This window comes from Cupriavidus sp. YR651 (assembly GCF_900101625.1).
GTDB lineage: Bacteria > Pseudomonadota > Gammaproteobacteria > Burkholderiales > Burkholderiaceae > Cupriavidus.
Genome location: NZ_FMYZ01000003.1, coordinates 274,440 through 299,458, shown reverse-complemented (window position 1 = coordinate 299,458; position 25,019 = coordinate 274,440). Strand labels below are relative to the sequence as shown.

The following is a 25,019-nucleotide window of genomic DNA, read 5'->3' as shown; positions in this document are numbered from 1 at the left end:
GCTAGCCTCCATCAGGGCAACATTCGGGACGCAGGTCTTGAATCCGCTAGTGAGTCGCTATTGCTGTTTAGGCGTCACAGGGTAAAGGTCCTGCCAAATGAATGGATTGGGATAAGACCATTGCGCCATCCCACCAGCGATGGGCAATCGCAAATACATGATCCGCAAAGGATCGCCCGCCTTGTGCCGAGTCTCATCAAAAAGATAAATAAACTCGCCGTCCCGCCTCGCCTCCTTGAACTGGAAGTTTCTGCCCGGCGAATACGGAGGATACTCTACCCAAATCTCGCCCTGTCTTTCGAAGCTGCCAGCAGGATGAGTGTAGACATTTGAAACGATCGGAGTGTCCGAAACGCCAGCTTTTTGCTGACCACGGATGCTCGTCGGAGCTCGAATGGAAAGAGTAACTGCGACGATGACGGCCGCGAGCATGATGATTGGTGCGGGCTTGATCTTACTTAGTCGCCGGGCAAACCGCTCAACAAGGCTGATGGGTTTTGGAGGTGAAATCGGAGAAACCGGTGGTCGGCCGACGTTCACCGAAACTGCTCGGCACACCGTCTGGAAATTGATGTCGCCGGGATCTCCACGCCAACCAGCCAAATCCACCGTGTGCCTTCGGCGAAATTCCAGCGGCGGTTTCACGGTGTCAAGCAGGGCAGGAATTAGTACTTCTCGCTCTGCGGCCGCAGCCGCCTCATTCCTGACCCATTCAGAGCCAATCGAATCTTTTGACCAAAGTACGACCACGCTTTTCGCAGCGTCAAGCTCGCGTTCAATGGCAATGTCATAGCGTTCTCCCGTTATAAGCTCGCGATCCCACCAGACAGAGTATTCCTGTGCATCCAGCGCCGAGGCAAGCTGCCGGGCGCGTTCATGGTCTTCTCGTGCGTAACTGATGAAGACGTCGGCCATGTCGATTACTCAGTCTAGTTGTCGGCTGGGGCAATGAAAACACGGTATTTTCCGAATCCCGGGCGGATGTGTGTGTGAGATATCGTCACACGGATTTCCCCGCGCGTCGCGCCTCGCTCTCCCGTTCTAACTCTAAGATATATGCCCTCTTTCAGACAGCAAAGGAAGACGCGCTTGGTAACGCAAAATCTTCCAGCGGTCGACAAAGCGCAATGAAGGCGGGCTTATTGCAGCTCAAGTCCTCTTACATGGAGGGTCGTGATTTGCTATTGGCCGATTAGGGTGTGATCCAGATCTCTATCGGAGAATCTGGCGTTCCTTATCTGCACGCAAAGTCGGGGACTTGCGAGTCCTGTGCGAGGAAAGCCCGGGCTGCCGCCGAGTTAACCGGCACGCTCACCGGGCGGGTCACCGTGCAGCCGGCCGGCTGGCACAGGCTGCACCAGCGCGAGCACGCGTTTGAAGTGCAGTTGTCGTCGCACACGCAAGCTTTACGCGGCGCCGTATTTCCGAGCAGAAGAATGACCAAAGTCGGCCCTGAAGCGGCCGTGCACCAAACCATGTGCCGATCGACCGCTCCCGACTCGCTTTCAGTGCCTCGCCGGGATGAGGCAGGTGACTGCAGCCACGCGGACGATTGGCCTCGTAGGGACAACCGTCCGCCCGGAACACTCAAACCCTTGTCGCCTACCTGTGATCAATCGGCGATGGCTGGGCCTGGATGGCCATGCGGTAGATCTTCACCGGGTATTCGATCTGGGCCGCCGACATATAGAGGTTGCCGTCTTTTCATCTTCCAGGCTTAAACAGGCAGGCCCTTGGCGCGAAGGGCGGCGTCAAACCGCTCGGGGTCCGATGTGCCTGCGGCGTTCTGCGCGCGGATCTTCGCTTCCTTGGCCAGGTGCGCGCGGCACTGTTCCAGCACATATGCGGCCTCGGCAGCCGGAACGGCAATGACGCCATCCGCATCCCCGACGATCAGGTCGCCGGGCAGGACCGCAAGCCCGGCGCAGGAGACCGGCACGTTGATCTCGCCGGGGCCGTCCTTGCTCGGGCCCCGGTGCGTGTGGCCCTTCGCGAAGATGGGCATGCCGTCTTCGGCCCATTCGCACAGGTCGCGAACCGCGCCGTCGATGACCAGTCCACCGAGCTTCTTTGTCACGCACGTGGTGCGCATCAGGCCACCGACGAGCGCCTGTGTAACATCGCCCCCGCCATCGATGACCAGCACATCGCCGGGGTGCACCATCATCAGCGCCTTGTGGATCATCAGGTTGTCGCCCGGCCGGACGCGTACCGTCACCGCGGGGCCGCACAGCACGGCCTCCAGCCGGCGATGGTATTGGCGCAGGCCGACCGTGCCGATATTGCGGCTCATCGAATCGCCGATCGCGGCGACGGGAATTTCGCGAAACGCTGCCACGATGGCAGCGGCGGGGCCTTCCGCACGCGGGTTGATGCGATAGCCGGCCGGCCACTGCACCGTGGCGGAGGATTCGAATTGGCTCATGACGGTCTCCAGGAGAGAAAAAGCGGGAAGCAGGGAAAGGGTGAAATCAGGCAAACACCTGGGGATTGACACAGGCGGCGCGGTCCACCGGATTCCCGCCGAGCCAGCCGAGCACGTTCCGCGCGGCGGCGCCTGCCATGGCAGCCAGGGCCGCCGGCGTCGATCCTCCGACATGGGGCGTCAGCACGACGTTCTTCAGCGTCGTCAGCGGGCTATCGGCGGGCAACGGCTCGACAGCCATGGTGTCAAGGCCTGCGGCAAAGAGCCGGCCATCCTGAAGCGCGGCCACCAGCGCGGATTCGTCCACCACCTCACCGCGCGCCGTGTTGATCAGGATGGCGCCCTTCGGCAGTTGGTTGAGTTGCTCGTCGCCAAGCATGTTGCGCGTGTGTTTGTTGAGCGGAACGTGAAGGCTCAGCACATCGGCTTGCGGCAACAGCTCCGCCATCGACGCAACGAGCACGGCGCCGTCGACTGGGCTGGGGCCGCCGCTCGCGGCCGGATCGAAGGCCACCACCTTCATGCCCAGCGCCAGGCATACCTTCGCCACACGCTGGCCGATTTGTCCGAATCCGACCAGCCCGATGGTCTTGCCGTGCAATTCAACGCCATCCTGGGCACGCGACCAGCGGCCGCCGTGCAGCTCGGCATCCATCCAGCCGATGCGCCGGGATGCCGAGAACATCAGGCCCAGGGTCATCTCGGCAACGGACTGGGCGTTCGCACCCGGCGTGACATAGACCGGTATGCCGCGCCGCGTGGCGGCTTCCACGTCGATATTGCCGACGCCGACGCCATGCTTCGAAATGACCCTGAGCGTCGGGCAGGATGCAATCGCCTGCGCGGACAGCGTTACCGTGCGCGAGATCACCGCGTCCACGGGCTCCGTGACCATGATGTGCTCGACCTCCCCGCCATCGTCGGGCGAGGACAGGTAGATCACGCGAGCACCGGCCCGGTTCAGCAGATCCACGCCGGCTGGGGCAAGCCTGGGCGCGGTGACAAGAATTGTGTGCATGGGAATCTCAGGTTTCAGTCGAGCTTGATATTGGCGTCACGGATCAATGCGCCCCATTTCTGGTGCTCGGCGCGCAGGTAGTCGCCGAACTGCTGCGGCGTGCTGCCCATCGGCGTGCTGCCCTCCGCAGCCAGTTTGTCCAGCACATCCTGCGTCTTGAGCGCCTTGCGCACTTCCGCATTGATGCGATCGATCAACGCCTGGGGCGTGCGTGCCGGCGCCACCAGGCCGGTCCACGTGATGGCATCGAAACCGGGATATCCGGCCTCCGCTACCGTCGGCACGTTGGCCAGTTGCGGCACGTTGCGGATGCGCTGCGCGGAACTGACGGCCAGTGCGCGGACCTTCTGGTTCATCAGTTGCGGAATGGCAGCGGCGGTGTTGGCGAAGTTGAATTCCACCTGGTTGCCCAGCAGATCCATCATTGCCGGGCTGGCGCCCTTGTACGGCACGTTGAGCATCCTGAAGCCCGCCTGCCGCTCCAGCAGTTCGCCAGCCAGGTGTGCCACGGTGCCATTGCCCGGCGTACCCATCCGCAGGGACTCGGGCTTGGCCTTGGCTGCGACGACCACGTCCTTGAGCGTCTTGAACGGCGAGGCGGCGTTGACGAGCAGAACCACGGGTTGCGACGCCACCGTGGAAATGGGCGCGAAGTCCTTCAGCGGATCGAAAGGCATCTTCGGGTACAGCGCGGGATTGATCGCCAGATTCGCGGTCTGCCCAAGTCCGATCGTGTAGCCATCCGCAGGCGCCTTCGCCACAACATCGAGGCCGACGTTGCCACCTGCTCCGGGCCGGTTCTCGACCACCACGGTCCAGTGGGCTTGTGCCGACATCTTCTCGGCGACCAGGCGCGCTACCGCGTCCGTGCCGCCGCCGGGAGGAAACGGCACCACAAGACGGATCGGCTTGGCGGGCCAGGTGTCGGCGCTCGCGGCGCCGCTGCAAAGAGCCAGCACGGCGGCGCCAGCCAGAAGTCGAAGATTCAGCATCGTGTCTCCTTGGTTTGTAGCCGCATTCTTGTCGTGCAAAAGCATTCCGTCTATTTGATAATGTTCATGTTTCGATTCCTCAGAGTTATCAATGGACATCCAGCTCAGGGACCTGAGGTACTTCGAGGTCGTGGCCGAGCTCGGCCACGTTGGGGCCGCCGCCGAGAAGCTGGGCCGCACGCAGCCGGCCCTGACCAAGGCCGTGCAGCGCCTGGAAGAGGCATTCGACAGCAAACTGTTCGAGCGCAAGGGGCGCGGCATCAGGCTGACGCCCGTCGGCGAAGTGTTGCTGGCGCGAGCCCGCATGCTGCGGGGCGCCACGGACGAGGCGCTGCGGGAGGTCGGCGATTTCGCGAAGGGCAACGCCGGGCACGTGCGGATCGGCAGCGGCCCGATCGCCGCCGAGCGCGTCTTGCCGGAGATCTGCAATCTCTTGCTGGAAGAAGCCCCCGCCACGACGATCGACATCACCGTGGCGCCGAGCCTGGTGCTGCGCGAACGCCTGAAGGAAGGCGCCCTCGACTTGCTGATTGGATTGATGCCGGAGCATGACGACTTGCTGGTCAGTCATGCGATTGTGGAAGACGTGGTGGTCGTCGTTGCCAGCCTTACCCACCCGGTATTCAAGCTACCGCGCGTTACGCTCAAGTCCCTGCTGTCATGGCACTGGGTTTTGCCAGCTGCATCGATTCCCAGCCGGCAATGGCTCGACGCCGCATTTCAGTCGCACGGCCTGCCCAGGCCAGTCACGCAGATAGACGCGAACTCCATTCCACTGCTGCCCCGGCTGATCGCAAAGACCGAGCTATTGAGCTTCCTTTCCAGGCATACCCTCGACGAGCACAAGCATGCGCTGCGCGAAGTGCCGCTGAAGGAAGCCACGCTGCGCCGCAGGCTTGGTGTCACGTACAGGCGCCAGGGCTACCTGTCGCCCGCGGCGCTGCGGCTCATGGCCCTGCTCCAGGAGCGCGGCGAAGCGCTGTTCAGTGCCGCGTCGGGCGACGAATAGCGGTGGGTCGGCACCCACAGTCCTTCCCTCAACGCAGCGACCGGAAGCTCGTGCGAATTTCCTCCGAGAACGCTTGTGGCTGTTCCCATGCAGCGAAATGGCCGCCTTTGGGCAGGCGATTGAAATGGATCAGCTTGGGGTAAGCCTTTTCCACCCAGCTCCGTGGGGCGGCGTAGATCTCGTCGGGAAATACGCTGACCGCCACGGGAATGGCAACGTGCTTCGGCTCGAAGAAGTTGAGCTTGTTCTCCCAATACAGTCGGGCAGACGAGATTCCCGTGGTCGTCAGCCAGTACAACGTGATGTTGTCGAGAATATCGTCACGGTTCAGGCCTTCGGACCCGCCATTGAACACGCGCGAGATCAGCGCCTGGCTGGCCGCGTCGTGGTCGATCATCCACGCGGCAAGGCCGACGGGTGAATCCTCGATCGCGTAGAGGGTCTGCGGGCGGTTTGCCATTTCCAGCGCGTACCCCAGACCGTGCTTGTAGAAGAAGTCGAGTTGATCGTACGCATGCTTCTCGTCGGCGGAAAGGCCGGCTGGGGCGGGCTCCCCGAACTTGAGCGCCTTGGCGACGTTGTCAGGCACCGTGGCAGGCATGTTGGTGTGAATGCCAAGCAGCTCAGGCGGCTTCAGCAGCGCCATCTGCTCCGTGACGGCATTTCCCCAATCGCCCCCCTGAGCCACATAGCGTGTATAGCCAAGCCTTTTCATCAAGGCCACCCATGCGCGCGCGATACGGCCAGGATCCCAGCCTGTCGTTGTCGGCTTCCCCGAGAATCCATAACCCGGCAGCGATGGAATCACGATATCGAAGGCGTCGGCCGCCGTGCCACCATGGGCCATCGGATCGGTAAGCGGCTCGATGATCTTCAACTGTTCGATGATCGAGCCGGGCCATCCATGCGTGACGATGATCGGCAGCGCATCCTTCTGTTTCGATCGAACGTGAATGAAGTGAATGTCGAGCCCGTCGATCTCGGTCACGAATTGCGGGAACGTGTTCAGCCTTCGCTCGATCCGCCGCCAGTCGTAGCTGGTCGCCCAGTAGCGCGCCAGGTTCTGCGTCGTCGCAAGTTGTACGCCCTGCGTTGCATCCGTCACCGTCTCACGCGTGGGCCACCGGGTCTCCTTGACCCGCCTGCGCAACTCGACGAGCTGCGACTCCGGAACGCGGACGCGAAGTGGACGAATCGCTTTCTTGTCGCCACCGGCTGGCCGGGCAACACTAACGATGGAGACATCGGCCAGAACGTACCGGCTCAACGAGGTTGCCGCAATGGCAGCCGCTGACATGCCAAAAAAGCGGCGACGTGGCGAGCGTTCGGGAAGGAGATCGGTATCCATAAACAACCTCTGGGAACGAAAGGCGAGGCGATGGCCGGCGTGGATCAGGCCGTCGACGGTTCCTCGTCGGTGAGACGCCAGATACCGGCAGGATTCTCGTGCTTCAGCGCTTCAGGCAGCAATTTATCGGGGAAGCCCTGATAGCAGACCGGGCGCAGGAATCGCTCGATGGCGCTCATGCCGACCGAGGTGAAGCGGCTGTCGGACGTCGCGGGAAACGGCCCACCGTGGATTGACGCGTACGACACCTCCTGCGGATGCGAGAACGCGTTGATGACGATTCGTCCGGTCCGACGCTCCAGAATCGGCAGCAGCCGGGCAGCCATCGCATAGTCATCCGGATCGATCTGCATCGTCGCGGAAAGCTGGCCTCCGAACTGCTTCGCAATGGCGAGGAGTTGCGCTTCGTCCTTCACCCGGATGATCAACGCGGCGGGCCCGAAGACTTCTTCCGACAATGAGGGCGATTCCAGGACGCGCGCGCCGTCGACTTCGAAGAGCATCGCCTGACCGTCCCAGACGCCTTGAGGATCGCCGCCAGCCGCGATTCGCTCGGCCCCGGCGTTGGATAGCCGTTCAAGGTTCCTGCGATACGCGGTGTTGATACCCGGCGTCAGCATCGTGCGCGCATGCATGGCTTGTACACGCGCGCGCATTGCCTGCTTCATCTCTTCGTAGCCCTGACCGTGAATGGCCAGCAGGATGGCTGGTTTGAGGCAGGCCTGTCCGACGGTGACCAGCATGCGCTCCGCGAAGCCATCGCCAATCTCGCCCCCTCGCGAGGCGAGTGCCGCCGGCAGGACAAAGGTCGGATTGACACTCGTCATTTCGGTGAAGACGGGAATCGGATCAGGACGTTGCTGCGCGCGCCGGAACAGCGCCATGCCACCGACTTCGGAGCCCGTGAAGGTGACGCCCTTGACAAGAGGATGATCGACAAGCGCCTCGCCAATGTCATTGCCGCCGCCACGCACGAGAGAAAACACACCTTCATGCAGCCCCGAGTCCTTCACCGCCTGCCGGATCACGCGCCCCTGCATTTCAGACGCGCCGGGGTGCGCGTTGTGCGCTTTCAGAATAACCGGACAACCGGCGGCCAGCGCCGAGGCCGTATCGCCTCCCGCGACCGAATAGGAAATCGGAAAGTTGCTCGCGCCAAAGATGGCCACCGGACCGATGGCGATCTTCTGCATGCGATGATCCATGCGCGCACGCGGCTGACGCTCCGGCTGCGCGGAATCGATCGTCGCCTGGCGGAAGCGTCCCTGGCGCACGACAGCTGCGAACTGGCGGAATTGGGTGGCGGCCTTGGCGGCTTCTCCCTCTAGCTGGGCGACCGGCAATCCCGTCTCGAGCGACGTGCGTTGCGCCAGCTCCTGGGCGATGGCGTCGATGCCAGCCGCAATGCGATCGAGGAACGCGGCCCGCTCTGCGAGACTCGTGTCGTGATAGCTATCGAAAGCGTCGTCGGCCAGCTTTGCCGCGCGGTCCACTTCCGCGATGCCGCCCAATGCGAACGGCGGCTCGATTTCGGAGTTCGTTGCCGGATTCAGGGCCTTCATCGAGCCCGCACTTGCGGCGACTTCCTCGGCACCAATGAGGAGATGACCCGTGAGTTTCATGACCGCTTCCCCTTGACGTCGGACAGCGCAGCCGTCAGCTCGGCGGTCGTCAGGATCGCATGGGCGAAGGTGGGGCCATTGAGTTCATGCGCCGCGTGCATCATTTCCTTGCTGAAGGCCGCCGTGGCATCGCGCACCAGCGTGACGTGATAGCCCAGCTCCATGGCAAAGCGGCTTGTCGATTCGATGCACGTATTCGCCAGCAGGCCGATGACGACGACATGCGTGACGCCCTGCTGTTTCAACTGGAAATCGAGATCGGTGTTGGCGAACCCGCTTTGGGCCCAGTGCTCCTTGATGATGATGTCGTTCGCCTGAGGGATGAAATCGGGATGCCATTCGCCGCCCCACGTCCCCTTCTCGAATGTGTGGCGCTCCTGAACCAGGCGTTGCGTCGGATTGGGATGATCCCAGTTGTCATAGTCGCCGGGTTCCCAGCGACGATGTGGCACGTAAAACACCTGGATGCCGGCATTGCGCACGGCGGCGACCGTCGCGCGCAGGTTGTCCAGCAGGCCGACTTCGGCGGCGATTTCCTGGATCATCGGAAAGACCTTGCCGCCCTCCGACAGAAAGTCGTTGTACGGATCGACCAGCAGCAGGCCAGTACGATCGGCGCGATAAACAGGATTGGGCATCTCGGTTCTCCATGGCAGGCAAAGCACCGTGATTGAGACGTGCGCAATGAGCGGGCCGTCCATCGGACGACTCGCGCGAACCATTCCGTAGCGCGTCACTGTGCCGGGCTCGAATGAACTCTGCTGGCATGGACTCTGGCAGGTCGCGTTCTTGCCAGCCTTCGGCACTACAGTGCTCCCGCGCTACTGCGCTCGCTCATTCGGTGCGCCGGCCCCGCATGCACGGCGCCGCATTGCGCCTGCCCCGCCGAATGAATCCATCGAGTCTAGGCGATCCGAAATGGAAGAGGTAGAAGCTCGCGCATGACAGGAAGCCAATCCTCATCCGTCACATGCGGGGGAAGTCCGTCAGCCATGGCTGCGTAGCCAGATACCGCCGATCAGCCAGACGTGCGACATCTCTTTATAATGACGACGATCATAAATAACGGCTCGGACGCTTCACACGACGAACTCGTGCTCGAGGCCATGCGGCATGCGGTCGATGGTTGCACCTGGCACAAGGGAGCGGCGCACCGAAACGCAAGCTGACCTTCACGAGCCTCATCGAGGCCACGATCAACATGCACCAGAACATTCGCGACGCGCTGGACGTCTTCCCAACGGTGGCGCTCATGGACAAGCCGACTACGATTCGGCGCCTGAGCAGGATTGAGACGGCAATCGGCCCAGACCACGGCGTAGGCATCTACGTCAAGCGAGATGACTTTGCCGAACTGGGCGGCGGTGGCAACAAGCTCCGCAAACTTGAATTCCTGCTGGGTTCGGCGCTCGCCAATGACGAACGTACTGTCCTGACCGTTGGCGGACTGCAATCCAATCACGCTCGCTTGACCGCCGCTGCCTGTGCAAGGCTGGGTCTGCAGTGCGAGCTGTTCCTCGGCAAGGCCGTCGCGCGATACGATGAAGAATACGAGCGCAGCGGCAATGTCCTGCTGGATACGCTCTTTGGCGCGACGGTTCACGTGTTGGCGGGAGGCGTCGATACACTCGCCGCCGCATCGGCCCGCGCCGATCAACTGAGAACGGAGAAGACGCGTGTATGCGTCATCCCTTCCGGCGGTTCGACACCGCTCGGCAGCCTTGGGTACGTACGATGCGCGCTGGAGATCGCCGAGCAAGAGCGCGAACTCCAGCTTCAGTTTGATCGTGTGTTCGTTCCGAATGGAAGCTCTGCCACCCACGCCGGCCTTGCGGCGGGGTTTCATGCGATGGGGCGCGGAAGTCGAACCGTTCGCTCCTTTTCGGTTCTCGCCGATTGCGAACCCACCCGCAAGCGCACGCTTGAGCTCACCAATGCGGCACTCGGGCTCCTTGGCCAGCCCGAGACGCTGACTGTTGACGACCTGGATGTCGATGGATCGCAACGGGGCTCGGCATATGGGATGCCGACTGACGCCATGAAAGCTGCCGTCCGTCTACTGGCCGCCGAAGAGGCCTTGCTTCTGGATCCGGTGTACTCGGGCAAGGCTTTCGCCGGCCTTCTCGCCGACGTTGCAAGCGGCCGGTACAAGCGGGGGCAAAACGTGCTGCTGGTCATGACCGGCGGCACACCCGGGCTGTATGCGTATCGAAACGAGTTCGAGCTTCCGGCAAGTTAGGGCGCCGTTCCTAGTGTCCGGCGCTTGCCGGTCAAGTCGAGTCAGCCAGCGGACGCCGCCCATTTCCGCACGTCGTCGATGCTGGCGGTAGCGCCACCGCAAACCACCACCAGTACCTTGTCGAAGCCGTGCAGTTCGGCGGCATCCTCATAGGCCAACGCCAGGCTGGCTCCGCACGCGGGCTCGACAAGAAGCCGGTGCTGATCCAGGAAACGCTCGCATGCAGCCAGCGCGGCGCGGTCTGGGACGACCACGCTGCGCACGTCATGAGACTGCGCGAGTGCAAACGCCTGCGCGCATACCTGTCTGGCACCGAGCGACGTGGCCACGCTCGTAATCGACGGCAGCGTGACGCGTTGGCCAGCCTGTATCGACTGCGCAAGCGAATCGGCGCCGATCGTTTCCACCGCGATGACCGGTATATCGGCCCACTGGTTGCGCCGCAAGCCTTCCACGACCCCGGACATGAGCCCGCCGCCGCCCACGGACAAGACCACGGCATCAGGCTTGAATCCCGCACGCGCCACTTCGTCGACCAGCGTGGCGTGGCCATTCCAAAGCAGCGGATCATCGAATGGGTGCAGGAAGGCCGCGTCCTCCCCAATCATCGACATGGCCAGCGCGTTGGCTTCGTCCCACGTTGCGCCATGGACGATGACCTCTCCGCCCTGCTCGCGGATCAGTTCTTTGGCGCGATGCGTCGTGGATGCCGGCACGACCACCGTGACCGGAATCCCGAGGTGATGGCCGGCGTAGGCCACGGCGATTCCCGCATTGCCGCCGGATGAGGAGATAAACCGGCGCTTGCCCCGTTGCGCATAGGCTTCGCACGCCGCACCGATGCCGCGCAGCTTGAACGACCCGGAAGGCTGCAAGGCATCCAGCTTGAGCCAGATCTGCCGGTGTGCGGACTTGCTCAGGGATGGCGATTCGAACAGCGGCGTTTCGATATGCAAGGGCATTTTGAGTAGTGTTTGGGTTACCTGTGGAGCAGCGATGCGCCATGACTCAAGCAAGTGCTTCCGCGATGCGGGTCCGCAGGCGCGGTGTCGCGAAATCAAGGAAAGCCCGCACCTTCAGTGGCACGGGCGCTTGCCCCAGATGCACCAGACTGATTGGCAACGGCGCCGATTCGAAGGTGTCGAGCACGACGCGAAGCGCATTGTCTCGCACCGCATCCGCGACCTGGTAGTACAGCACGCGAATCAATCCAACACCAAGCTTCGCGGCCGAGATCGCCGTCTCCGCAGTATTGACGGCAAGCCGTGAATGGACGGGCACGGATAGTTCTGACTTGCCGGCCCCGAAAACCCAGGCGCGCGCGGATGCGAGGACCTCGAAGGTGATGCACTCATGTGCGGTGAGATCCCGCGGCCTGGCCGGCACGCCATGCGCTGCCAGATAGGCTGGACTCGCACATACGACCCGGCGGACCGCACCAACCCGGGTCGCCATGAGTGCGCTATCGGGAAGTTCGCCAATCCGGACGGCGATGTCGGCGTGCTCGTCCATCAGATGCACGACGCGATCCGTGAGTTCGAGGCTGACATTGATCTCCGGATAGTGCGCGAGAAACTCCGCAATCACCGGCATGACGTGCAAGCGCCCGAAAACCAGTGGCGCCGTGATCACGAGATCACCCTTTGGCGCGGCGTATTCGCCCGTCGCAGCGCGCTCGGCCTCTCCAACGTCTTCGAGAATGCGGCGGCAGGCGGCTACGTAAGAGGCCCCGGCTTCGGTCAACGAAAGCTGTCGTGTCGTGCGATGCAGCAGGCGCGTCTTCAGATGCGATTCCAGATCCCCAACCTTGCGACTGACCGTTGCCAACGGCATGCCAAGGCGCCGCGCCGCAGCCGACAGACTGCCCGCCTCGACCACCGCAACGAGGATGGACATGGATTCAAGCCGATTCATCGGAACCTATCAAAAAATGGAAGGATGATTCCCGATATTCCGGGATTCTCTTTGCAGATGCAAGGGCGTAGTCTCCGAAACCAGACCCGGAGCCGCAGCTTCCTTCGCATTTCAGTACTGGAGATTCCCATGAGCGCCCTGCCCAACACATCCACGAGTGCAAGTGCGCCGGTGGTGGCTTCCCGCAGCAAGATCGTCATGATGGCGATCATTGCCGGCGCAGTGATCACCAACATCTATAGCACCCAGCCGATCCTGCCGTTGATCGGTGCCGAGCTGAAGGTTGACCTGACGACGGTCGATCTCGTCGCCGGCGCGGCGCTGCTCGGCTTCTCGACCGGGCTGGCATTCCTGCTGCCACTTGGCGACCGTTTCGACCGGCGCAAGCTGGTGCTCGCCCAGATCGCGCTCGCCTTTTGCTTCGCCGTGGCGGCGGCACTCGCACCCAGCATCTGGCCGCTGATCATTGCTTCCTTTGGCCTTGGCGTCGTCAGTTGCGTGCCGCAGCAGCTGGTGCCCTTTGCGGCCGTGATGTCGTTGCCGAGCGAGCGCGGGCGTTCGGTCGGGACGGTTGTCAGCGGCATCATGGTGGGTATCCTGCTTGGCCGCACGATCAGCGGTGTGGTCGGCACGGCTTATGGCTGGCGCGCGGTCTACGGCCTGGCGGCGATCTTCATGATCCCGGTCTGGATCGCGGCCGCTGCGCTGCTCCCCCGCGGGTTGCCGAGCACGAACCTTTCCTACGGGCGCTTGCTCGCTTCACTCTGGCCACTGGCCCGAGACAATGCCCCGATTCGGCAATCGATGATTGTCCAGGCGCTGTTGTGGGCCTGCTTCAATGCGTTCTGGGTCAACCTGGCCGCGCTCCTGGCGGACGGGCCGTTGCACCTCAGCAGCGCCTGGGCCGGCGGCTTCGGCATCATCGGCGCGGCCGGCGCGCTTGCCGCTTCACTCGGCGGCCGCGCCACCGACCGGATGGGCCCGCGGACCGTCATCGCGGCCAGTATCGGCTTCGTGATGCTGGCCTACGTGCTGCTCGCTGGCGCGGAGTCTTCGCTGACGTTCCTGGTGATTGGTGTGGTTGTGCTCGACATCGGCGTGCAGTCGGGACTGGTGTCCAACCAGACGCGCGCCTTCGCTGTCGATCCCAAGGCGCAGGGCCGCATCAACAGCCTCTACATGACGGCCACCTTCCTTGGCGGCGCCATCGGCGTGATGATCAGCGGCTGGCTGATGACGCGCTTCGGCTGGACCGGCATCGTCATCTTTGGCATCGCCCTCGGGATCGTTGCATCCGTAGTTCACTGGATTGGCGGCGCCCCGCGAGCCGAATTGAAATCGAACTGAGATGAGCGGCGCATTCGCTGTTATCCGCCGAACGCAAAGACGATCTCGTCGATCGTCACGCGGATGCGTGCGGTGTGCCGCAGATCCTGATGCGTGACGAGCCAAACCTCATACTGCGCGTCGTTTGAGCGGTCTGGCCAAAGCCGCACAAGGCCGTCGCGCTCGCCCATCGGCACGGGTATCTCGCTGATGCCGAGCCCGGCCTTGAGCGCCGCGCGCAGCGTCAGGTTCGTGTTTAGCCGTGCGACGATGCGGCCATCCGTCAGCGGCTCCCCGACAAACGACGGCGCGCGCGACTTGGCGAAATAAGGCTGGTAGACGACGAGATCGTGCCCTGCGAATCGCTCCCCCGGTACGGGTTCGCCATGGCGCCGCATATAGTCGGGCGACGCGAACAGCCCCACTTCCCAGCGCGCAAGCCGGCGGGCGAGCAGATCCGGATTTCGCGGCTTGACGGTCCGGATCGCGATGTCGGCTTCACGCTTCGCGAGATTGAGGACATGGGTCGTCGTGTCGAGCAACACCGATACGTCCGGGTGCTTTGCGTGCAGGCGCTCGATCGCCGGGACCACATATTCCTGCGCGAGCGCGTCAGTCGTCGAGAGCTTCACTTCGCCGGCGAGCCGCTTGTCCATGCCTTGCGTGTGGCGCACCAGATCGTGCGCCGACTGCTCCATCGCCTCGGCGGCGCGGATCGCGATCTTGCCGGCCGGCGTGAGCTCATAGCCATTCGAGGTGCGCAGGAATAGCGTCGCACCGAGCGCGTGCTCGAGCACGGCAAGCCTGCGGCCCACCGTCGCCTGATCGATGTCGAGCGCACGTGCGGCGGCCCGCAAGGTCCTTTCCCGATAGAGCGCGACGAAGATGCGTGCGTCGTCCCAGTTCATGTCGCCTCCTCCGTGATGCAAATTTGCATCATACGATCGGAAAATCGCTGCGTGTCAAGCACCGGCGGCGTCCCTACACTTTGTTCAACCGATGCAGCGATCAGGCAAACCGCTCGAATCCGCAGTGCATCCGGCATTTTGAAAGGACGAAGTCGTGACACATGCAACGCATACCATTCCCGTGGCGATGGCCGCAATTGAAATCACGCGTCCGGGCGGCCCCGATGTCCTGGCCCCCGTGCAGCGGCCTGTTCCCGCGCCGACTGCCGACGAAGTGCTGATCCGCATTCACGCAGCCGGCGTAAACGGCCCCGATGTCATGCAGCGCAAGGGATTGTATGATCCGCCGCCGGGCGCGACGGACATCCCGGGACTCGAAGTCGCGGGCGAGATCGTATCCGTCGGGCGTGACGTGACCCGGTTCGCGGTCGGCGATGCTGTCTGCGCGCTGGTCCCGGGCGGCGGCTATGCGGAGTACGCGGTCGCGCACGAGAGCAACACGCTGGCGATCCCGGAAGGTCTCTCGATGGTCGAAGCGGCCGCGATGCCTGAAACCTTCCTGACGGTATGGCTGAACCTGTTCCAGCGCGGCAAGTTCGCGGCGGGCGAAAGCGTGCTGATTCACGGCGGCGCATCCGGAATCGGCACCACGGCGACGATGCTCGCAAAGGCGTTTGGTGCATCGAAGATCATCACGACGGTCGGCTCCGACGTGCAGCGCGACGCGAGCATTGCGCTTGGCGCCGACGTCGCGGTGGACTACCGCAACGAGGACTTCGTCGAGGCGGTCGCGCGCGCGACGGACGGGCGAGGCGTCGATGTGGTGGTGGATATCATTGCCGGTGACTACGTTACGCGGAATTACGCCGCGGCTGCGATGAACGGCCGGATTGTGCAGATCGGCGTCATCAAGGGGCCGGCGCAGTCACTCGACCTGTTCCCCATGCTGGCGAAGCGCCTCACGCACATCGGCTCGACGCTGCGCTCGCGCACACACGAGGAAAAAGCGGCGTTGATCGACGATCTCGAGCAATCCGTTTTTCCGCTCATTCAGAGCGGCGCGGTAAAGCCCGTGATGTATCGGACCTTCGATCTCGACGATGCGCGCGGCGCGCATGCGCTAATGGATTCGGGCACGCATATCGGCAAGATTGTGCTGACGACCCGAGCGGCACGCACAGCCTGATACGCACTCCTGGTCTGGAACGCGGAGTTGTTGCCGTCGCCACCGAGGATGGCGGTCAACTGCCGAAGGCGCGTGCCTATGCCTGACGCTGGCCAGCATCGGAGATCGGCTCTTGCGATTGCAATGCGGCGTTGATTTCGTTTGCCGCGGCCGCAAGCAGATGCGTCAGGCGCGTGATTCCACGCGCGTCGATTGCGGATTCCGATACGACGTAGCTCAGGCTGCCGATGGCGCGGCCATCTTCGCTGAGCACGGGCGCGGCAAGGCCAACGCGTCCGCGGTCAATCTGGCCGTGAGAGACCGCGTGCCCCGCGCGGCGCAACTGACTTAACGCCTGGCGGAACGTGGCCCAGTCGTCGCCAAGGCCCGCCGCGCGGATTTCATCGGCGTGCTTCTGATAGATCGCCTGCAGCGTCCGGGTCTGCTGATAAGCCAGGATGATCCGTGACGTAGCACCGCGAAACATGGGCATGGGGCGCCCGCGCTCGTAGCTGATCACGGATTGCGGGCCGGGCCCGAGCACCTGGTGCACGCAAAGCACCGAATCGGCAAACGCGCGGCACAGCAGCATCACCGAGCCGGCCGGCGCATAACCGATCAACTCTTCCATGACCGGACGCGCCAGTTGCAGCATGGGGTCGGTCAGCTGGATCTGCCGATCCAGCTGAATGATCGCGGGGCCAAGCACATAGCGCCCTGCGCCGGCCGTCGCTACCAGGCCAATCTCCATCAGGTTCGACAGGTAGCGGTAGGCGCTGCTGATCGACACCTCCAGCCGCGCCGCCACCTCGTCCGCCGTCCAGATCGGCTTCTCCAGGGAAAAAAGCCCCAGCACCCCCAAGGCACGATCGGTTGCCATTGCCCGTCTCTCGCCAGAAATTCGTGTGCCTGAAGCATAGCATCAAATTTCGTCGCCTCGATATCCACAAATTATCTAAATACGCGCCTCCGGGTAAACGTGACGTGTTTTTTTGTCAAAATATGACAATACTGCGCTCACCAACCGATCAACACAACGTATTTGTGATGATCAAATCACCTTCAGGGGACGACAGTGAAGCTAGTGAGTTTTGAGTACCGCAACCAGCACTCCTTCGGCGTGGTTGCCGATGACCGCGTGATTGACCTGGGCCCCCATCGGGCAGCGCTCGGCACGAGCCTCCGTGATGCGCTCGAGCGCGGCACGCTGCCGGCTATCGCGGAGATCGCAAAGGAGAGTGAAGCGACCATTTCGCTGTCCGAAGTCCGCTTTCTGCCGGTTATCCCGGACCCCGCGAAGATCCTCTGCGTGGGGATCAACTACGCATCGCACGTCAAGGAAACGGGGCGGGAGATGCCCCGGTATCCCATGTTCTTCACGCGCTTTGCCGATTCCCAGACCGCCCACGAGCAGCCGATCTTGCGTCCCAGGGCTTCGGAAAAGCTGGATTTCGAAGGCGAGCTGGCGGTGGTCATCGGCAAGACCGCACGGCACGTGAGCGCCGCGGATGCCCTCAGCCATGTGGCGGGCTACGCCTGCTACAACGACGGCAGCGTGCGCGACTGGCAGAAGCACACCATCCAGTTCACGCCCGGCAAGAACTTCCCGCAGACCGGCGCCTTCGGGCCCTGGCTCGTGACCGCCGACGAGATTCCCGATCCGTCGCGGCTCTCGCTGACCACCCGGCTGAATGGCGAGGTCGTGCAACAGGCCACCACCGACGACCTGATCTTCAGCGTGGGCGAAGTCATCGCCTACTGCTCCACCTTCACTGAACTACGCCCGGGCGACGTCATCATCACCGGCACCACCGGAGGCGTTGGCGCCTTCCGCGAGCCGCCGCTGTGGATGCGAGCCGGCGATGTCGTCGAGGTCGAGATCTCCGCCATCGGTGTGCTGCGCAACACCATCCGCGACGAGTAAGGGCCAGGCGGAAGCACGGCACACAGGAGACAAATCATGCAAAGCACGGAAACCCTGCACACCGCGGTATTGGTGGTAGGTGCCGGCCCGACCGGGCTCACGCTGGCCAATATCCTCGGCCAGCACGGTATCGACACGGTGCTGATCGACCGCAAGCCGTCCACGGTGGCGGAGCCACGGGCGGTTTCGATCGATGACGAGTCGCTTCGCACCATGCAGGCGATCGGGCTGATCGAACCGGTGATGAAGGACGTGGTGCCGGGCTATGGCGTGCACTACTACACGCGGCCCGACGGCCGCTGCTTTGGCAAGGTGGAGCCGACGGCGAGCGACTATGGCTTTCCGAAGCGCAACGCCTTCCGGCAACCGCTGTTCGAAGCCACTTTGTGCGAGGGGCTGCAGCGCTTCGGCTCGGTCCGGGTCTTGTTCGGCCATACGCTGGAGGAATTCACACAGGACGATACCGGCGTCAGCGCGGTGGTGAACGGGCCGCAGGGTTCCGTCACTGTGCGGGCGGCGTACCTGGTCGGCACCGACGGCGGCCGCAGTTCGGTGCGCCAGGCAATCGGCTCGACCCTCGTAGGGTCCTCCTTCAACGCGCGCTGGCTGGTGGTGGACACCGAGGACGACGACGATCCGTTCTGGCAGACGCGCGCCTATTGCGATGCGCGGCGTCCGGTAGTGGAAGTGCCGGGGCCGAATCGCACCCGCCGCTTCGAGTTTCTGCTCCGGCCACAGGAAACCGACGAGGCAACGTTGCGGCCGGAGCGCGTCAGCGAGTTGCTTCGGCCATTCCGTGGCGAGCGCCAGACCAACGTGGTGCGCAAGACCGTCTACACCTTCCATGCGCGGGTCGCAGACCACTGGCGCAAGGGCCGTGTGTTCCTGGCCGGGGATGCCGCGCATCTCACGCCCCCCTACGCGGGACAAGGCATGAACAGCGGTGTACGCGATGCGCACAACCTCGGATGGAAGCTGGCGGCGGTGCTGCGCGGCACGATGCGACCGTCGACGCTGGACAGCTACGAAGCCGAACGGCGCGACCACGCGTGGGCGCTGATCCGGCTGGCGCTGAACCTCGGCGTGGTCATGGCGCCGTCCAGCCGCCTGCGCGCCTGGGCCGTGGCGTCGTTCTTCACCGCCACGGCGTTGGTGCCGCCGGTACGCGACTACTTCCTCAAGATGAAGTTCAAACCCAAGCCGCGTCTGAACGCCGGACGCGCGGGCGTGCTCGAGGTCATGCAGGCCGACACCGCCAGGCTGGTCGGGACGATGTTGCCCCAACCGTCCGTGGCAATCGATGACGGTCCGCAGGTACCACTCGACGACGTCATCGGCCATCGCTTTGCACTGCTCGCGCTTGGCGTTGACGCTGCCCGGCTGACGCAGATCGCAGCGCACCCGCTGTGGCGCCGCCTTGGCGCTGCACGTGTGCTTCTGCTGCCGGCGCCGGATGCCGCGCTGGCCGGCTCGGCACGGTCGTCTGGCTTCGAGGTGGTGTGCCTGCCCGGCCCTCAATGGCCCGCGAGCTTTCACACGATGCAAGGCCGCCTGATCCTGGTCCGGCCCGACCGCTATATCGCAGCGATTTGCGAACCATCGCAGGCCGACGCGCTCGCGGCCCGCTTCGCTCGCCATATGGATGGCACGGCGCAGGACGCCATGGAACCCCAGGCACACGCCGCCGCACCCGCAGGCCGGGCCGCCCTCGGCCATTGATCACCAGAACCGGAGGAAAACGATGAGCAGCCTGCAAACCGACACGCCGCTGTCCCTGCATCACCTGCATATCACCAGTGACAAACCCGAGGCGCTCGCCGCCTTCTACGAGGACCTGTTCGAGCTGGAGCGGATGAACAGCCATGCCGATGCCATCGTGCTGGCCGCGGGCGAGCGCGCCGTCGTCATCGGCGATGGCAAACCCGGCGAGCTCGCCGCGGCAGCGTACACGGCCCGCGATCATGCGGCGCTCTCCCTGCTGCGGGCCCGGCTGCACGATCTGGCTGAGCCGCCGCCCCCCTCCGCCAGCCTGCTCTTCCACGACGACGCTTTCAGCGTGCGCGATCCGCAGGGCCGGCAGCTGATCCTGGGCGTGGCCAGGGCGCCGCGTTCCGCCGACCGCATGGCGGCGCGCGTGCAGCACACGGTGTTCCAGACCACCGAACTGGAGAGGGTGCTGGATTTCTACGTGAACAGGATTGGATTCGCCGTCTCCGACGAGGTCGTGGATGACGACGGCATGCTCATGACGTGCTTCCTGCGCTCGGACGACGAGCACCACAGCCTGGCGTTCTTCCGCGGATCGAACAATGCCTGGGACCACCACTGCTACGAGACCGGGTGCTGGAACGACATCCGGGACTGGGGCGACCGCTTCGCGCGCGCGCGCCGATCCATCTTCTTCGGGCCGGGGCGCCATGGTCCGGGCAACAACCTGTTCTTCATGGTGACCGATCCCGACGGCAACCGGATCGAACTCTCGGCCGAACTGGTGCAGGTGGATGCCGGCGGCCTGCCGGGTATCTGGCCACACGAGGAATACACCCTCAACTCCTGGGGCCGTGGCTGGATTCGCAGCTGAGCAGCCCCCCATGGTGCCACCCGCCTCGCAATGCACGAGGCGACACCGCAGGCGGCCGGACGGCAATCCGGCCGGCCGCGTCGCGATCAAGGCGACGGGATTATCCCGCGCACGGAGACAACAATGAATACCTCGTCCCCCTCGCTGTTCGTTCATGAGGTGATAGACAGCCGCCCGCTGGGGCGCATGCAATGTTGGGCCATCGGGCTGTGCATCCTCGTGGCAGTGCTCGACGGCTTCGATACCCAGACGATCGGCATGCTGGCGCCCGCCATGTCCGCGGAGCTGGGCATTCCCGTCCGGTCTTTCGGGCCCATCTTCAGCGCCGGCCTGGTCGGCATGCTGATCGGCGCTGTCACTCTCGGGCCGCTGGCAGACCGGCATGGGAGGAAGACGATGATCGTGCTGTCTTCCGTGCTGTTCGGCAGCCTGTCACTGGCCACGGCCTATGCCACCAGCTTCGATCAATTGCTGATCCTGCGATTGCTGACCGGAGTTGGCCTGGGCGGTGCCCTGCCCAATGCGATCTCGCTGGCCTCCGAATACGCGCCGAAGCGGCACGCCCGCACCACCGTGGCCACGCTGATGTGCGGCATGCCGCTTGGCGCCGTGCTCGGCGGGCTGGTCAGCTCGGCGCTACTGCCGGTGCACGGCTGGCACTCGGTGTTTGTCGTGGGTGGCGTTCTGCCGCTGGCGGTGGCCTTGCTGGCGGCCGCATTCATGCCGGAATCCGCGCGCTTCCTGATTGCCCGCGGCGGCGATGCGGGACGGGTGGCGGCGATCATGCGGCGGATTGCTCCGGAGCTGGGAGCCTCGCAGGTATATCGCGCCCCCCAGGCACCGCGCGGCGGCGTGCCCGTGCGCGAACTCTTCACCGGCGGGCGGGCGGCTGAGACGGTTTTGCTGTGGATCCCCTATTTCCTGAACCTGGTGGTGCTGTATTTCATCGTGAGCTGGATGCCTGCACTGCTGATCGGCGCGCAGCATCCCGCTTCGGTCGGCATCACGGCAATTTCGCTGTTCAGCATCGGTGGCGTGGCTGGCTCGATTGCGCAGGGCCCGCTGATGAACCGCTTCGGCGCCAGGCGCGTCCTGCTGTGCGAACTGCTTGCCTATGCGGCGCTTGCAGTGGTGCTGGCCAACTGGTCGGCCAGCTTTGCAACGGTAGCCACGGTGAGCCTGCTGATTGGCGTTGCGGTGCAGGGCGCGCAGGCTGGCCTCAATGCACTGGCCGCGGAAATCTACCCCACCCACATGCGGGCCACTGGCGTCGGCTGCGCCATTGGCATGGGCCGCATCGGCTCCATCTGCGGCCCGTTGCTGGGCGGCGTGATGCTGGGCCTGCAATGGGACGTCGCACACATCTTTCTGGCCGGCATCGTACCGGCGCTGGTAGCCGCAATCGCAATCGCCGGCAACCGCAAGACCCGCGCATAGGCAAGACAAATCAGAGGTGATGGAGGAGACAACATGAATAAGAAGAAATGCAGCCTGGCCACGGCGCTCGTGTTCGGCGCCCTGGCTGGCCTGCCGGCGCTGTCGATGGCGCAATCGGTGATTCTTTATGGCGTGGTGGATACGGGGATCGAGTACGTGTCAAGCATCGGCACGGCAAAGAACAGCGTGGTCCGCATGCCGGGATTAGCGGGCACGGTGCCGTCGCGCTGGGGCCTGCGGGGCAGCGAGGACCTGGGTGGCGGACTGAAGAGCCTCTTCGTGCTTGAGTCGGGATTCGCACCGGATGCGGGGACTTCCAACCAGGGAGGCCGCCTGTTCGGACGCCAGGCGCTGGTGGGGCTGTCCGGCGGCTGGGGCCAGGTAGCGTTCGGGCGGCAGTACACCATGCTGTTCTGGTCGATGCTGGAGCCCGACATGCTGGGGCCGAACACGTTCGGATCGTCGTCACTTGACAGCTACATGCCCAGCTCGCGCGCCGACAATGCGATGTCGTACAAGGGAACCTTCGGTGGGCTGACCGTCGGTGCCACCTACAGTTTCGGCCGCGATACCGCGCTTGCCGGCTCCGGACCCACTGCCACGACATGCGCCGGCGAGAACCCGGCCGACCGCAGTGCCTGCCGCGAATGGTCCGCCATGCTCAAGTACGAGATCGGAACCTGGGGCGCAAGTGTCGCCTACGATTCCTTGCGCGGCGGCCAGGGCGCGGCGGGTGGCCTGACCAGCAGTGGCCTGAAGGATGATCGCCTTGCGCTGAACGCATACGCCAACGTCGGCAAGGCCAAGCTCGGTGGCGGCGTGATCCGGCGCGACAACGATGGCAGTCCTACGCCGCGCAGTGACCTGTGGTTTGGCGGGGTCTCATATGCCATCACGCCGGCCTTCAGCGTCGACGGCGAAGTCTTCCTGCTGCGCTACCACAACAGCCCCAACAAGGCCTGGCTCTACGCCGCGCGAGGCACGTACGCCTTCAGCAAGCGCACCTCCGTCTATGGCACGGCCGGCTTCATCGATAACCGCGGCAACCTCGCGCTTTCGGTCAGCTCTGGCGCTGCCGGCGCGGGCGCCGCGCCGGGCGGCAACCAGCTCGGCGCCATGGTCGGCGTCAAACATATCTTCTGATTTTCTGAACCCCTGTTTTCTGAACCCCTGAAGCGGCTGCGGCTGGCGCCGACGCCAGAACCGGCGCGCCACGAACCAGTAGGAGACAACCTTGCCTGCCCCAATACCCCAAGCTCCCGGAGCGCCCGTCGCCATCGCCGACGCCATGCAGGACCTGGTGGATGCGAACCATATCCTGTACCACGAAGGCCTGCTGGACGCCTTTGGCCACGTCAGCATGCGTTCCCCGCAGCGCGCCGACCGCTTTGTGCTGGCCCGCAGCATGGCACCCGCGCTCGTGACGGCCAACGATCTGCTTACGTTCGACCTGGACGCAAACCCGGTAGCGCATGGCGATGCCACTCCGATCGAAGGCGCGGCTCCGGCCGTCTTCCTTGAGCGCTTCATCCACAGCGCCATCTATCGCGCCAGGCCCGACGTCATGGCCGTCGTGCATAGCCATTCACCGGCTGTGATCCCGTTCGGCGTGGTCAGGAACGCCACGCTGCGGCCCGTGTGCCACATGAGCGGCTTCCTGGCACGTGGGACACCGGTGTTCGAAATCCGCGACACGGCCGGCCCGGGATCGGATCTGCTCATCCGCGACGCGGCCCTGGGTCAGGCACTGGCCGTCAGGCTCGGCACGGCCACCGTCGTCCTGATGCGCGGACATGGGGCCACGGTGGCCGCCAGCTCGCTGCGGCAGGCAGTCTATTGCGCCATCTATACCGAGAAGAACGCCCGCCTGGTGCTGGATGCCGGTCGCCTCGGCGACATCGAGTACCTCTCCGACGAGGAGGCCCTTGCTGCGGAAGCCACGAACGCGCAGCAGGTCAGCCGGGCATGGGACCTGTGGCGGCGGTCCGCCCGACAGTCGACCGTCGCCTGACGAGACGAAGATACGAAGAGACACGACAACACAAGGAGACCCCCGATGATTACCCCACAACTATTGCCGAGCCTGCGCGCCTATGCCCTGATCGCCGCGGCGCTCGCGGGCGCCGCGGCAGGCTGGGCCAAGCCCTCCGCAGCTGCCGACGAATGGCCGGCAAGACCCGTCAGGCTGATCGTGCCGTCGGCCGCGGGAGGCGGCACCGACGTCTACGCGCGGCTGCTGGCCACCAGCCTGTCCAAATCGATGAAGCAGTCGTTTGTCGTCGAGAATCGCCCGGGCGCCAGTGGCCATGTCGGCACGCAGGCCGTGTCGCGCGCCACACCCGACGGCTACACCTTCCTCATCACCGCCAATGCCGCCGTTGCAATCAGTCCGGCGCTGTACAGCAAGCTGCCGTTCGATGTGGAGCGTGACCTGGTTCCAATCGCGCGCGGCGTGATGGCGCCGATGGTGCTGGTTGCCACGCCAGACGCGGGCATCCGGACATTTTCGGATCTGATCCGGCTTGCGAAGGAAAAGCCGGGAGAACTGCCGTATGGATCCGCCGGCGAAGGCAGCCCGCCGTATCTTGGCGTGCGGATGATCGAGGAATCGACGGGCGCACGCTTTTTACACGTGCCCTACAAGGGCGTGGGCCCTGCATATCAGGACCTGCTCAGCGGCCGCCTGAAGTTCATGTTCACCGATCTGAGTTCGGTGCAGTCGTTCATCAAGTCCGGCAAGCTGATCGCGCTCGCGGTCAACGAAAAGACCCAGCTTCTGGCAGCCGTGCCGTCCCTGGCCGACGCCGGACTCAAGGGGGTACAGGTATGGACGTCATTCAGTGTGTTTGCCCCCACCGGCGTACCGCCCGCCGTGCTGCGCAAGCTGAGCGATCAGGTCGTGCAGGCGATGAAGACGCCGGAGCTGGCTGCCGCACTGGAAGCGCACGCGCTCGTACCCGTACTCGATACGCCTGATGCGTTCCGCGGCAGCCTGCGGAAGGAGCGCGAGCAATGGGCCGCCTTCATTCGCCGCAACGGCATCCATCTCGATTAGGGACGACGGTGCCCCGAGGGGCGCCGCTCATCCCGTGGACCACCGACACCCAGGAT

General features: G+C 64.1%; 22 protein-coding genes. 11 read left to right on the top strand and 11 right to left on the bottom strand.

All coding sequences use genetic code 11. The features are described 5' to 3' along the window. Window positions 1-57: 57 nt before the first annotated feature. The 4 genes from BLR29_RS10995 to BLR29_RS10980 all read right to left on the bottom strand — a co-directional run bounded on the left by BLR29_RS10995 (window position 58) and on the right by BLR29_RS10980 (window position 4,435). Entirely contained in the window at window positions 58-915 is an 858-nt protein-coding gene (locus BLR29_RS10995) for a toll/interleukin-1 receptor domain-containing protein (protein WP_092137001.1), read from the bottom strand. 802 nt (window positions 916-1,717) lie between these two features. Next, entirely contained in the window at window positions 1,718-2,425 is a 708-nt protein-coding gene (locus BLR29_RS10990; RefSeq protein WP_092137000.1) for an RraA family protein, read from the bottom strand. A 46-nt stretch (window positions 2,426-2,471) separates the two neighbouring features. Continuing rightward, on the bottom strand, window positions 2,472-3,443 hold the full coding sequence (locus BLR29_RS10985; RefSeq protein ID WP_092136999.1) for a hydroxyacid dehydrogenase: 972 nt from the start codon (window positions 3,441-3,443) through the stop codon (window positions 2,472-2,474). 14 nt (window positions 3,444-3,457) lie between these two features. Further along, window positions 3,458-4,435, bottom strand: coding sequence for a Bug family tripartite tricarboxylate transporter substrate binding protein (locus tag BLR29_RS10980; protein WP_092136998.1), 978 nt, complete (start codon window positions 4,433-4,435; stop codon window positions 3,458-3,460). A 91-nt stretch (window positions 4,436-4,526) separates the two neighbouring features. Between BLR29_RS10980 and BLR29_RS10975 the strand changes: the two genes are divergently transcribed. Continuing rightward, window positions 4,527-5,444, top strand: a complete 918-nt coding sequence (locus tag BLR29_RS10975; RefSeq protein ID WP_092136997.1) for a LysR family transcriptional regulator — start codon at window positions 4,527-4,529, stop codon at window positions 5,442-5,444. 28 nt (window positions 5,445-5,472) lie between these two features. Here the strand turns inward: BLR29_RS10975 and BLR29_RS10970 are convergent, their stop codons facing one another. The 3 genes from BLR29_RS10970 to BLR29_RS10960 are packed head-to-tail and all read right to left on the bottom strand — an operon-like array spanning window position 5,473 to window position 9,052. Continuing rightward, complete coding sequence (locus BLR29_RS10970) at window positions 5,473-6,792, bottom strand: epoxide hydrolase family protein (RefSeq protein ID WP_092136996.1); 1,320 nt, start codon at window positions 6,790-6,792, stop codon at window positions 5,473-5,475. A gap of 44 nt (window positions 6,793-6,836) precedes the next feature. Continuing rightward, a complete protein-coding gene (locus tag BLR29_RS10965) occupies window positions 6,837-8,414 on the bottom strand; it encodes an aldehyde dehydrogenase (NADP(+)) (RefSeq protein WP_092136995.1) in 1,578 nt (525 codons plus the stop codon). Beyond that, window positions 8,411-9,052, bottom strand: coding sequence for a cysteine hydrolase family protein (locus BLR29_RS10960; protein ID WP_092136994.1), 642 nt, complete (start codon window positions 9,050-9,052; stop codon window positions 8,411-8,413). Before BLR29_RS10960 ends, BLR29_RS10965 begins: the two co-directional genes overlap by 4 nt. 488 nt (window positions 9,053-9,540) lie before the next feature. Between BLR29_RS10960 and BLR29_RS10955 the strand changes: the two genes are divergently transcribed. Beyond that, on the top strand, window positions 9,541-10,653 hold the full coding sequence (locus tag BLR29_RS10955) for a D-cysteine desulfhydrase family protein (RefSeq protein WP_369804581.1): 1,113 nt from the start codon (window positions 9,541-9,543) through the stop codon (window positions 10,651-10,653). A gap of 41 nt (window positions 10,654-10,694) precedes the next feature. Here the strand turns inward: BLR29_RS10955 and BLR29_RS10950 are convergent, their stop codons facing one another. Both BLR29_RS10950 and BLR29_RS10945 read right to left on the bottom strand, forming a co-directional pair. Beyond that, window positions 10,695-11,615, bottom strand: a complete 921-nt coding sequence (locus BLR29_RS10950; protein WP_092136993.1) for a serine/threonine dehydratase family protein — start codon at window positions 11,613-11,615, stop codon at window positions 10,695-10,697. A gap of 46 nt (window positions 11,616-11,661) precedes the next feature. After that, window positions 11,662-12,567 carry a LysR family transcriptional regulator gene (locus BLR29_RS10945; RefSeq protein WP_092136992.1) on the bottom strand — a complete coding sequence of 302 codons (906 nt, stop codon included), beginning with the start codon at window positions 12,565-12,567 and terminating at the stop codon, window positions 11,662-11,664. Between the two features lie 129 nt (window positions 12,568-12,696). On the opposite strand from BLR29_RS10945, the gene BLR29_RS10940 reads away from it, so the two are divergent. Next, on the top strand, window positions 12,697-13,914 hold the full coding sequence (locus BLR29_RS10940) for an MFS transporter (RefSeq protein WP_092136991.1): 1,218 nt from the start codon (window positions 12,697-12,699) through the stop codon (window positions 13,912-13,914). Between the two features lie 20 nt (window positions 13,915-13,934). Here BLR29_RS10940 and BLR29_RS10935 read toward each other — a convergent pair whose 3' ends face one another. Next, on the bottom strand, window positions 13,935-14,801 hold the full coding sequence (locus BLR29_RS10935; protein WP_092136990.1) for a LysR family transcriptional regulator: 867 nt from the start codon (window positions 14,799-14,801) through the stop codon (window positions 13,935-13,937). Window positions 14,802-14,988: 187 nt separating this feature from the next. On the opposite strand from BLR29_RS10935, the gene BLR29_RS10930 reads away from it, so the two are divergent. Then, window positions 14,989-15,987, top strand: a complete 999-nt coding sequence (locus BLR29_RS10930; protein WP_092136989.1) for an NAD(P)H-quinone oxidoreductase — start codon at window positions 14,989-14,991, stop codon at window positions 15,985-15,987. Between the two features lie 76 nt (window positions 15,988-16,063). On the opposite strand, the gene BLR29_RS10925 is transcribed toward BLR29_RS10930, so the two are convergent. Beyond that, entirely contained in the window at window positions 16,064-16,846 is a 783-nt protein-coding gene (locus BLR29_RS10925) for an IclR family transcriptional regulator (protein WP_092136988.1), read from the bottom strand. Window positions 16,847-17,041: 195 nt separating this feature from the next. Between BLR29_RS10925 and BLR29_RS10920 the strand changes: the two genes are divergently transcribed. The 7 genes from BLR29_RS10920 (at window position 17,042) to BLR29_RS10890 (ending at window position 24,963) form a co-directional block, all read left to right on the top strand. Beyond that, window positions 17,042-17,890 (top strand): fumarylacetoacetate hydrolase family protein, encoded by an 849-nt coding sequence (locus BLR29_RS10920; RefSeq protein WP_092136987.1) that lies wholly within the window; start codon window positions 17,042-17,044, stop codon window positions 17,888-17,890. A 36-nt stretch (window positions 17,891-17,926) separates the two neighbouring features. Next, window positions 17,927-19,609 (top strand): bifunctional 3-(3-hydroxy-phenyl)propionate/3-hydroxycinnamic acid hydroxylase, encoded by a 1,683-nt coding sequence (locus BLR29_RS10915; RefSeq protein WP_092136986.1) that lies wholly within the window; start codon window positions 17,927-17,929, stop codon window positions 19,607-19,609. 22 nt (window positions 19,610-19,631) lie between these two features. After that, entirely contained in the window at window positions 19,632-20,471 is an 840-nt protein-coding gene (locus BLR29_RS10910) for a VOC family protein (RefSeq protein WP_092136985.1), read from the top strand. A gap of 123 nt (window positions 20,472-20,594) precedes the next feature. Beyond that, on the top strand, window positions 20,595-21,908 hold the full coding sequence (locus BLR29_RS10905; RefSeq protein WP_092136984.1) for an MFS transporter: 1,314 nt from the start codon (window positions 20,595-20,597) through the stop codon (window positions 21,906-21,908). A 33-nt stretch (window positions 21,909-21,941) separates the two neighbouring features. After that, on the top strand, window positions 21,942-23,051 hold the full coding sequence (locus BLR29_RS10900) for a porin (RefSeq protein ID WP_092136983.1): 1,110 nt from the start codon (window positions 21,942-21,944) through the stop codon (window positions 23,049-23,051). Between the two features lie 91 nt (window positions 23,052-23,142). Further along, window positions 23,143-23,919: a class II aldolase/adducin family protein gene (locus BLR29_RS10895; protein WP_369804580.1), complete on the top strand. Its 777-nt coding sequence runs from the start codon at window positions 23,143-23,145 to the stop codon at window positions 23,917-23,919. 45 nt (window positions 23,920-23,964) lie between these two features. Then, entirely contained in the window at window positions 23,965-24,963 is a 999-nt protein-coding gene (locus tag BLR29_RS10890) for a Bug family tripartite tricarboxylate transporter substrate binding protein (RefSeq protein ID WP_092136981.1), read from the top strand. Window positions 24,964-25,019 lie beyond the last annotated feature (56 nt).

Bases quoted from the DNA above. Each gene is read 5' to 3' on its own strand.
- BLR29_RS10995 (WP_092137001.1), bottom strand. From the start codon at position 915: ATGGCCGACGTCTTCATCAGTTACGCACGAGAAGACCATGAACGCGCC.
- BLR29_RS10990 (WP_092137000.1), bottom strand. From the start codon at position 2,425: ATGAGCCAATTCGAATCCTCCGCCACGGTGCAGTGGCCGGCCGGCTAT.
- BLR29_RS10985 (WP_092136999.1), bottom strand. From the start codon at position 3,443: ATGCACACAATTCTTGTCACCGCGCCCAGGCTTGCCCCAGCCGGCGTG.
- BLR29_RS10980 (WP_092136998.1), bottom strand. From the start codon at position 4,435: ATGCTGAATCTTCGACTTCTGGCTGGCGCCGCCGTGCTGGCTCTTTGC.
- BLR29_RS10975 (WP_092136997.1), top strand. From the start codon at position 4,527: ATGGACATCCAGCTCAGGGACCTGAGGTACTTCGAGGTCGTGGCCGAG.
- BLR29_RS10970 (WP_092136996.1), bottom strand. From the start codon at position 6,792: ATGGATACCGATCTCCTTCCCGAACGCTCGCCACGTCGCCGCTTTTTT.
- BLR29_RS10965 (WP_092136995.1), bottom strand. From the start codon at position 8,414: ATGAAACTCACGGGTCATCTCCTCATTGGTGCCGAGGAAGTCGCCGCA.
- BLR29_RS10960 (WP_092136994.1), bottom strand. From the start codon at position 9,052: ATGCCCAATCCTGTTTATCGCGCCGATCGTACTGGCCTGCTGCTGGTC.
- BLR29_RS10950 (WP_092136993.1), bottom strand. From the start codon at position 11,615: ATGCCCTTGCATATCGAAACGCCGCTGTTCGAATCGCCATCCCTGAGC.
- BLR29_RS10945 (WP_092136992.1), bottom strand. From the start codon at position 12,567: ATGAATCGGCTTGAATCCATGTCCATCCTCGTTGCGGTGGTCGAGGCG.
- BLR29_RS10940 (WP_092136991.1), top strand. From the start codon at position 12,697: ATGAGCGCCCTGCCCAACACATCCACGAGTGCAAGTGCGCCGGTGGTG.
- BLR29_RS10935 (WP_092136990.1), bottom strand. From the start codon at position 14,801: ATGAACTGGGACGACGCACGCATCTTCGTCGCGCTCTATCGGGAAAGG.
- BLR29_RS10930 (WP_092136989.1), top strand. From the start codon at position 14,989: ATGGCCGCAATTGAAATCACGCGTCCGGGCGGCCCCGATGTCCTGGCC.
- BLR29_RS10925 (WP_092136988.1), bottom strand. From the start codon at position 16,846: ATGGCAACCGATCGTGCCTTGGGGGTGCTGGGGCTTTTTTCCCTGGAG.
- BLR29_RS10915 (WP_092136986.1), top strand. From the start codon at position 17,927: ATGCAAAGCACGGAAACCCTGCACACCGCGGTATTGGTGGTAGGTGCC.
- BLR29_RS10910 (WP_092136985.1), top strand. From the start codon at position 19,632: ATGAGCAGCCTGCAAACCGACACGCCGCTGTCCCTGCATCACCTGCAT.
- BLR29_RS10905 (WP_092136984.1), top strand. From the start codon at position 20,595: ATGAATACCTCGTCCCCCTCGCTGTTCGTTCATGAGGTGATAGACAGC.
- BLR29_RS10900 (WP_092136983.1), top strand. From the start codon at position 21,942: ATGAATAAGAAGAAATGCAGCCTGGCCACGGCGCTCGTGTTCGGCGCC.
- BLR29_RS10890 (WP_092136981.1), top strand. From the start codon at position 23,965: ATGATTACCCCACAACTATTGCCGAGCCTGCGCGCCTATGCCCTGATC.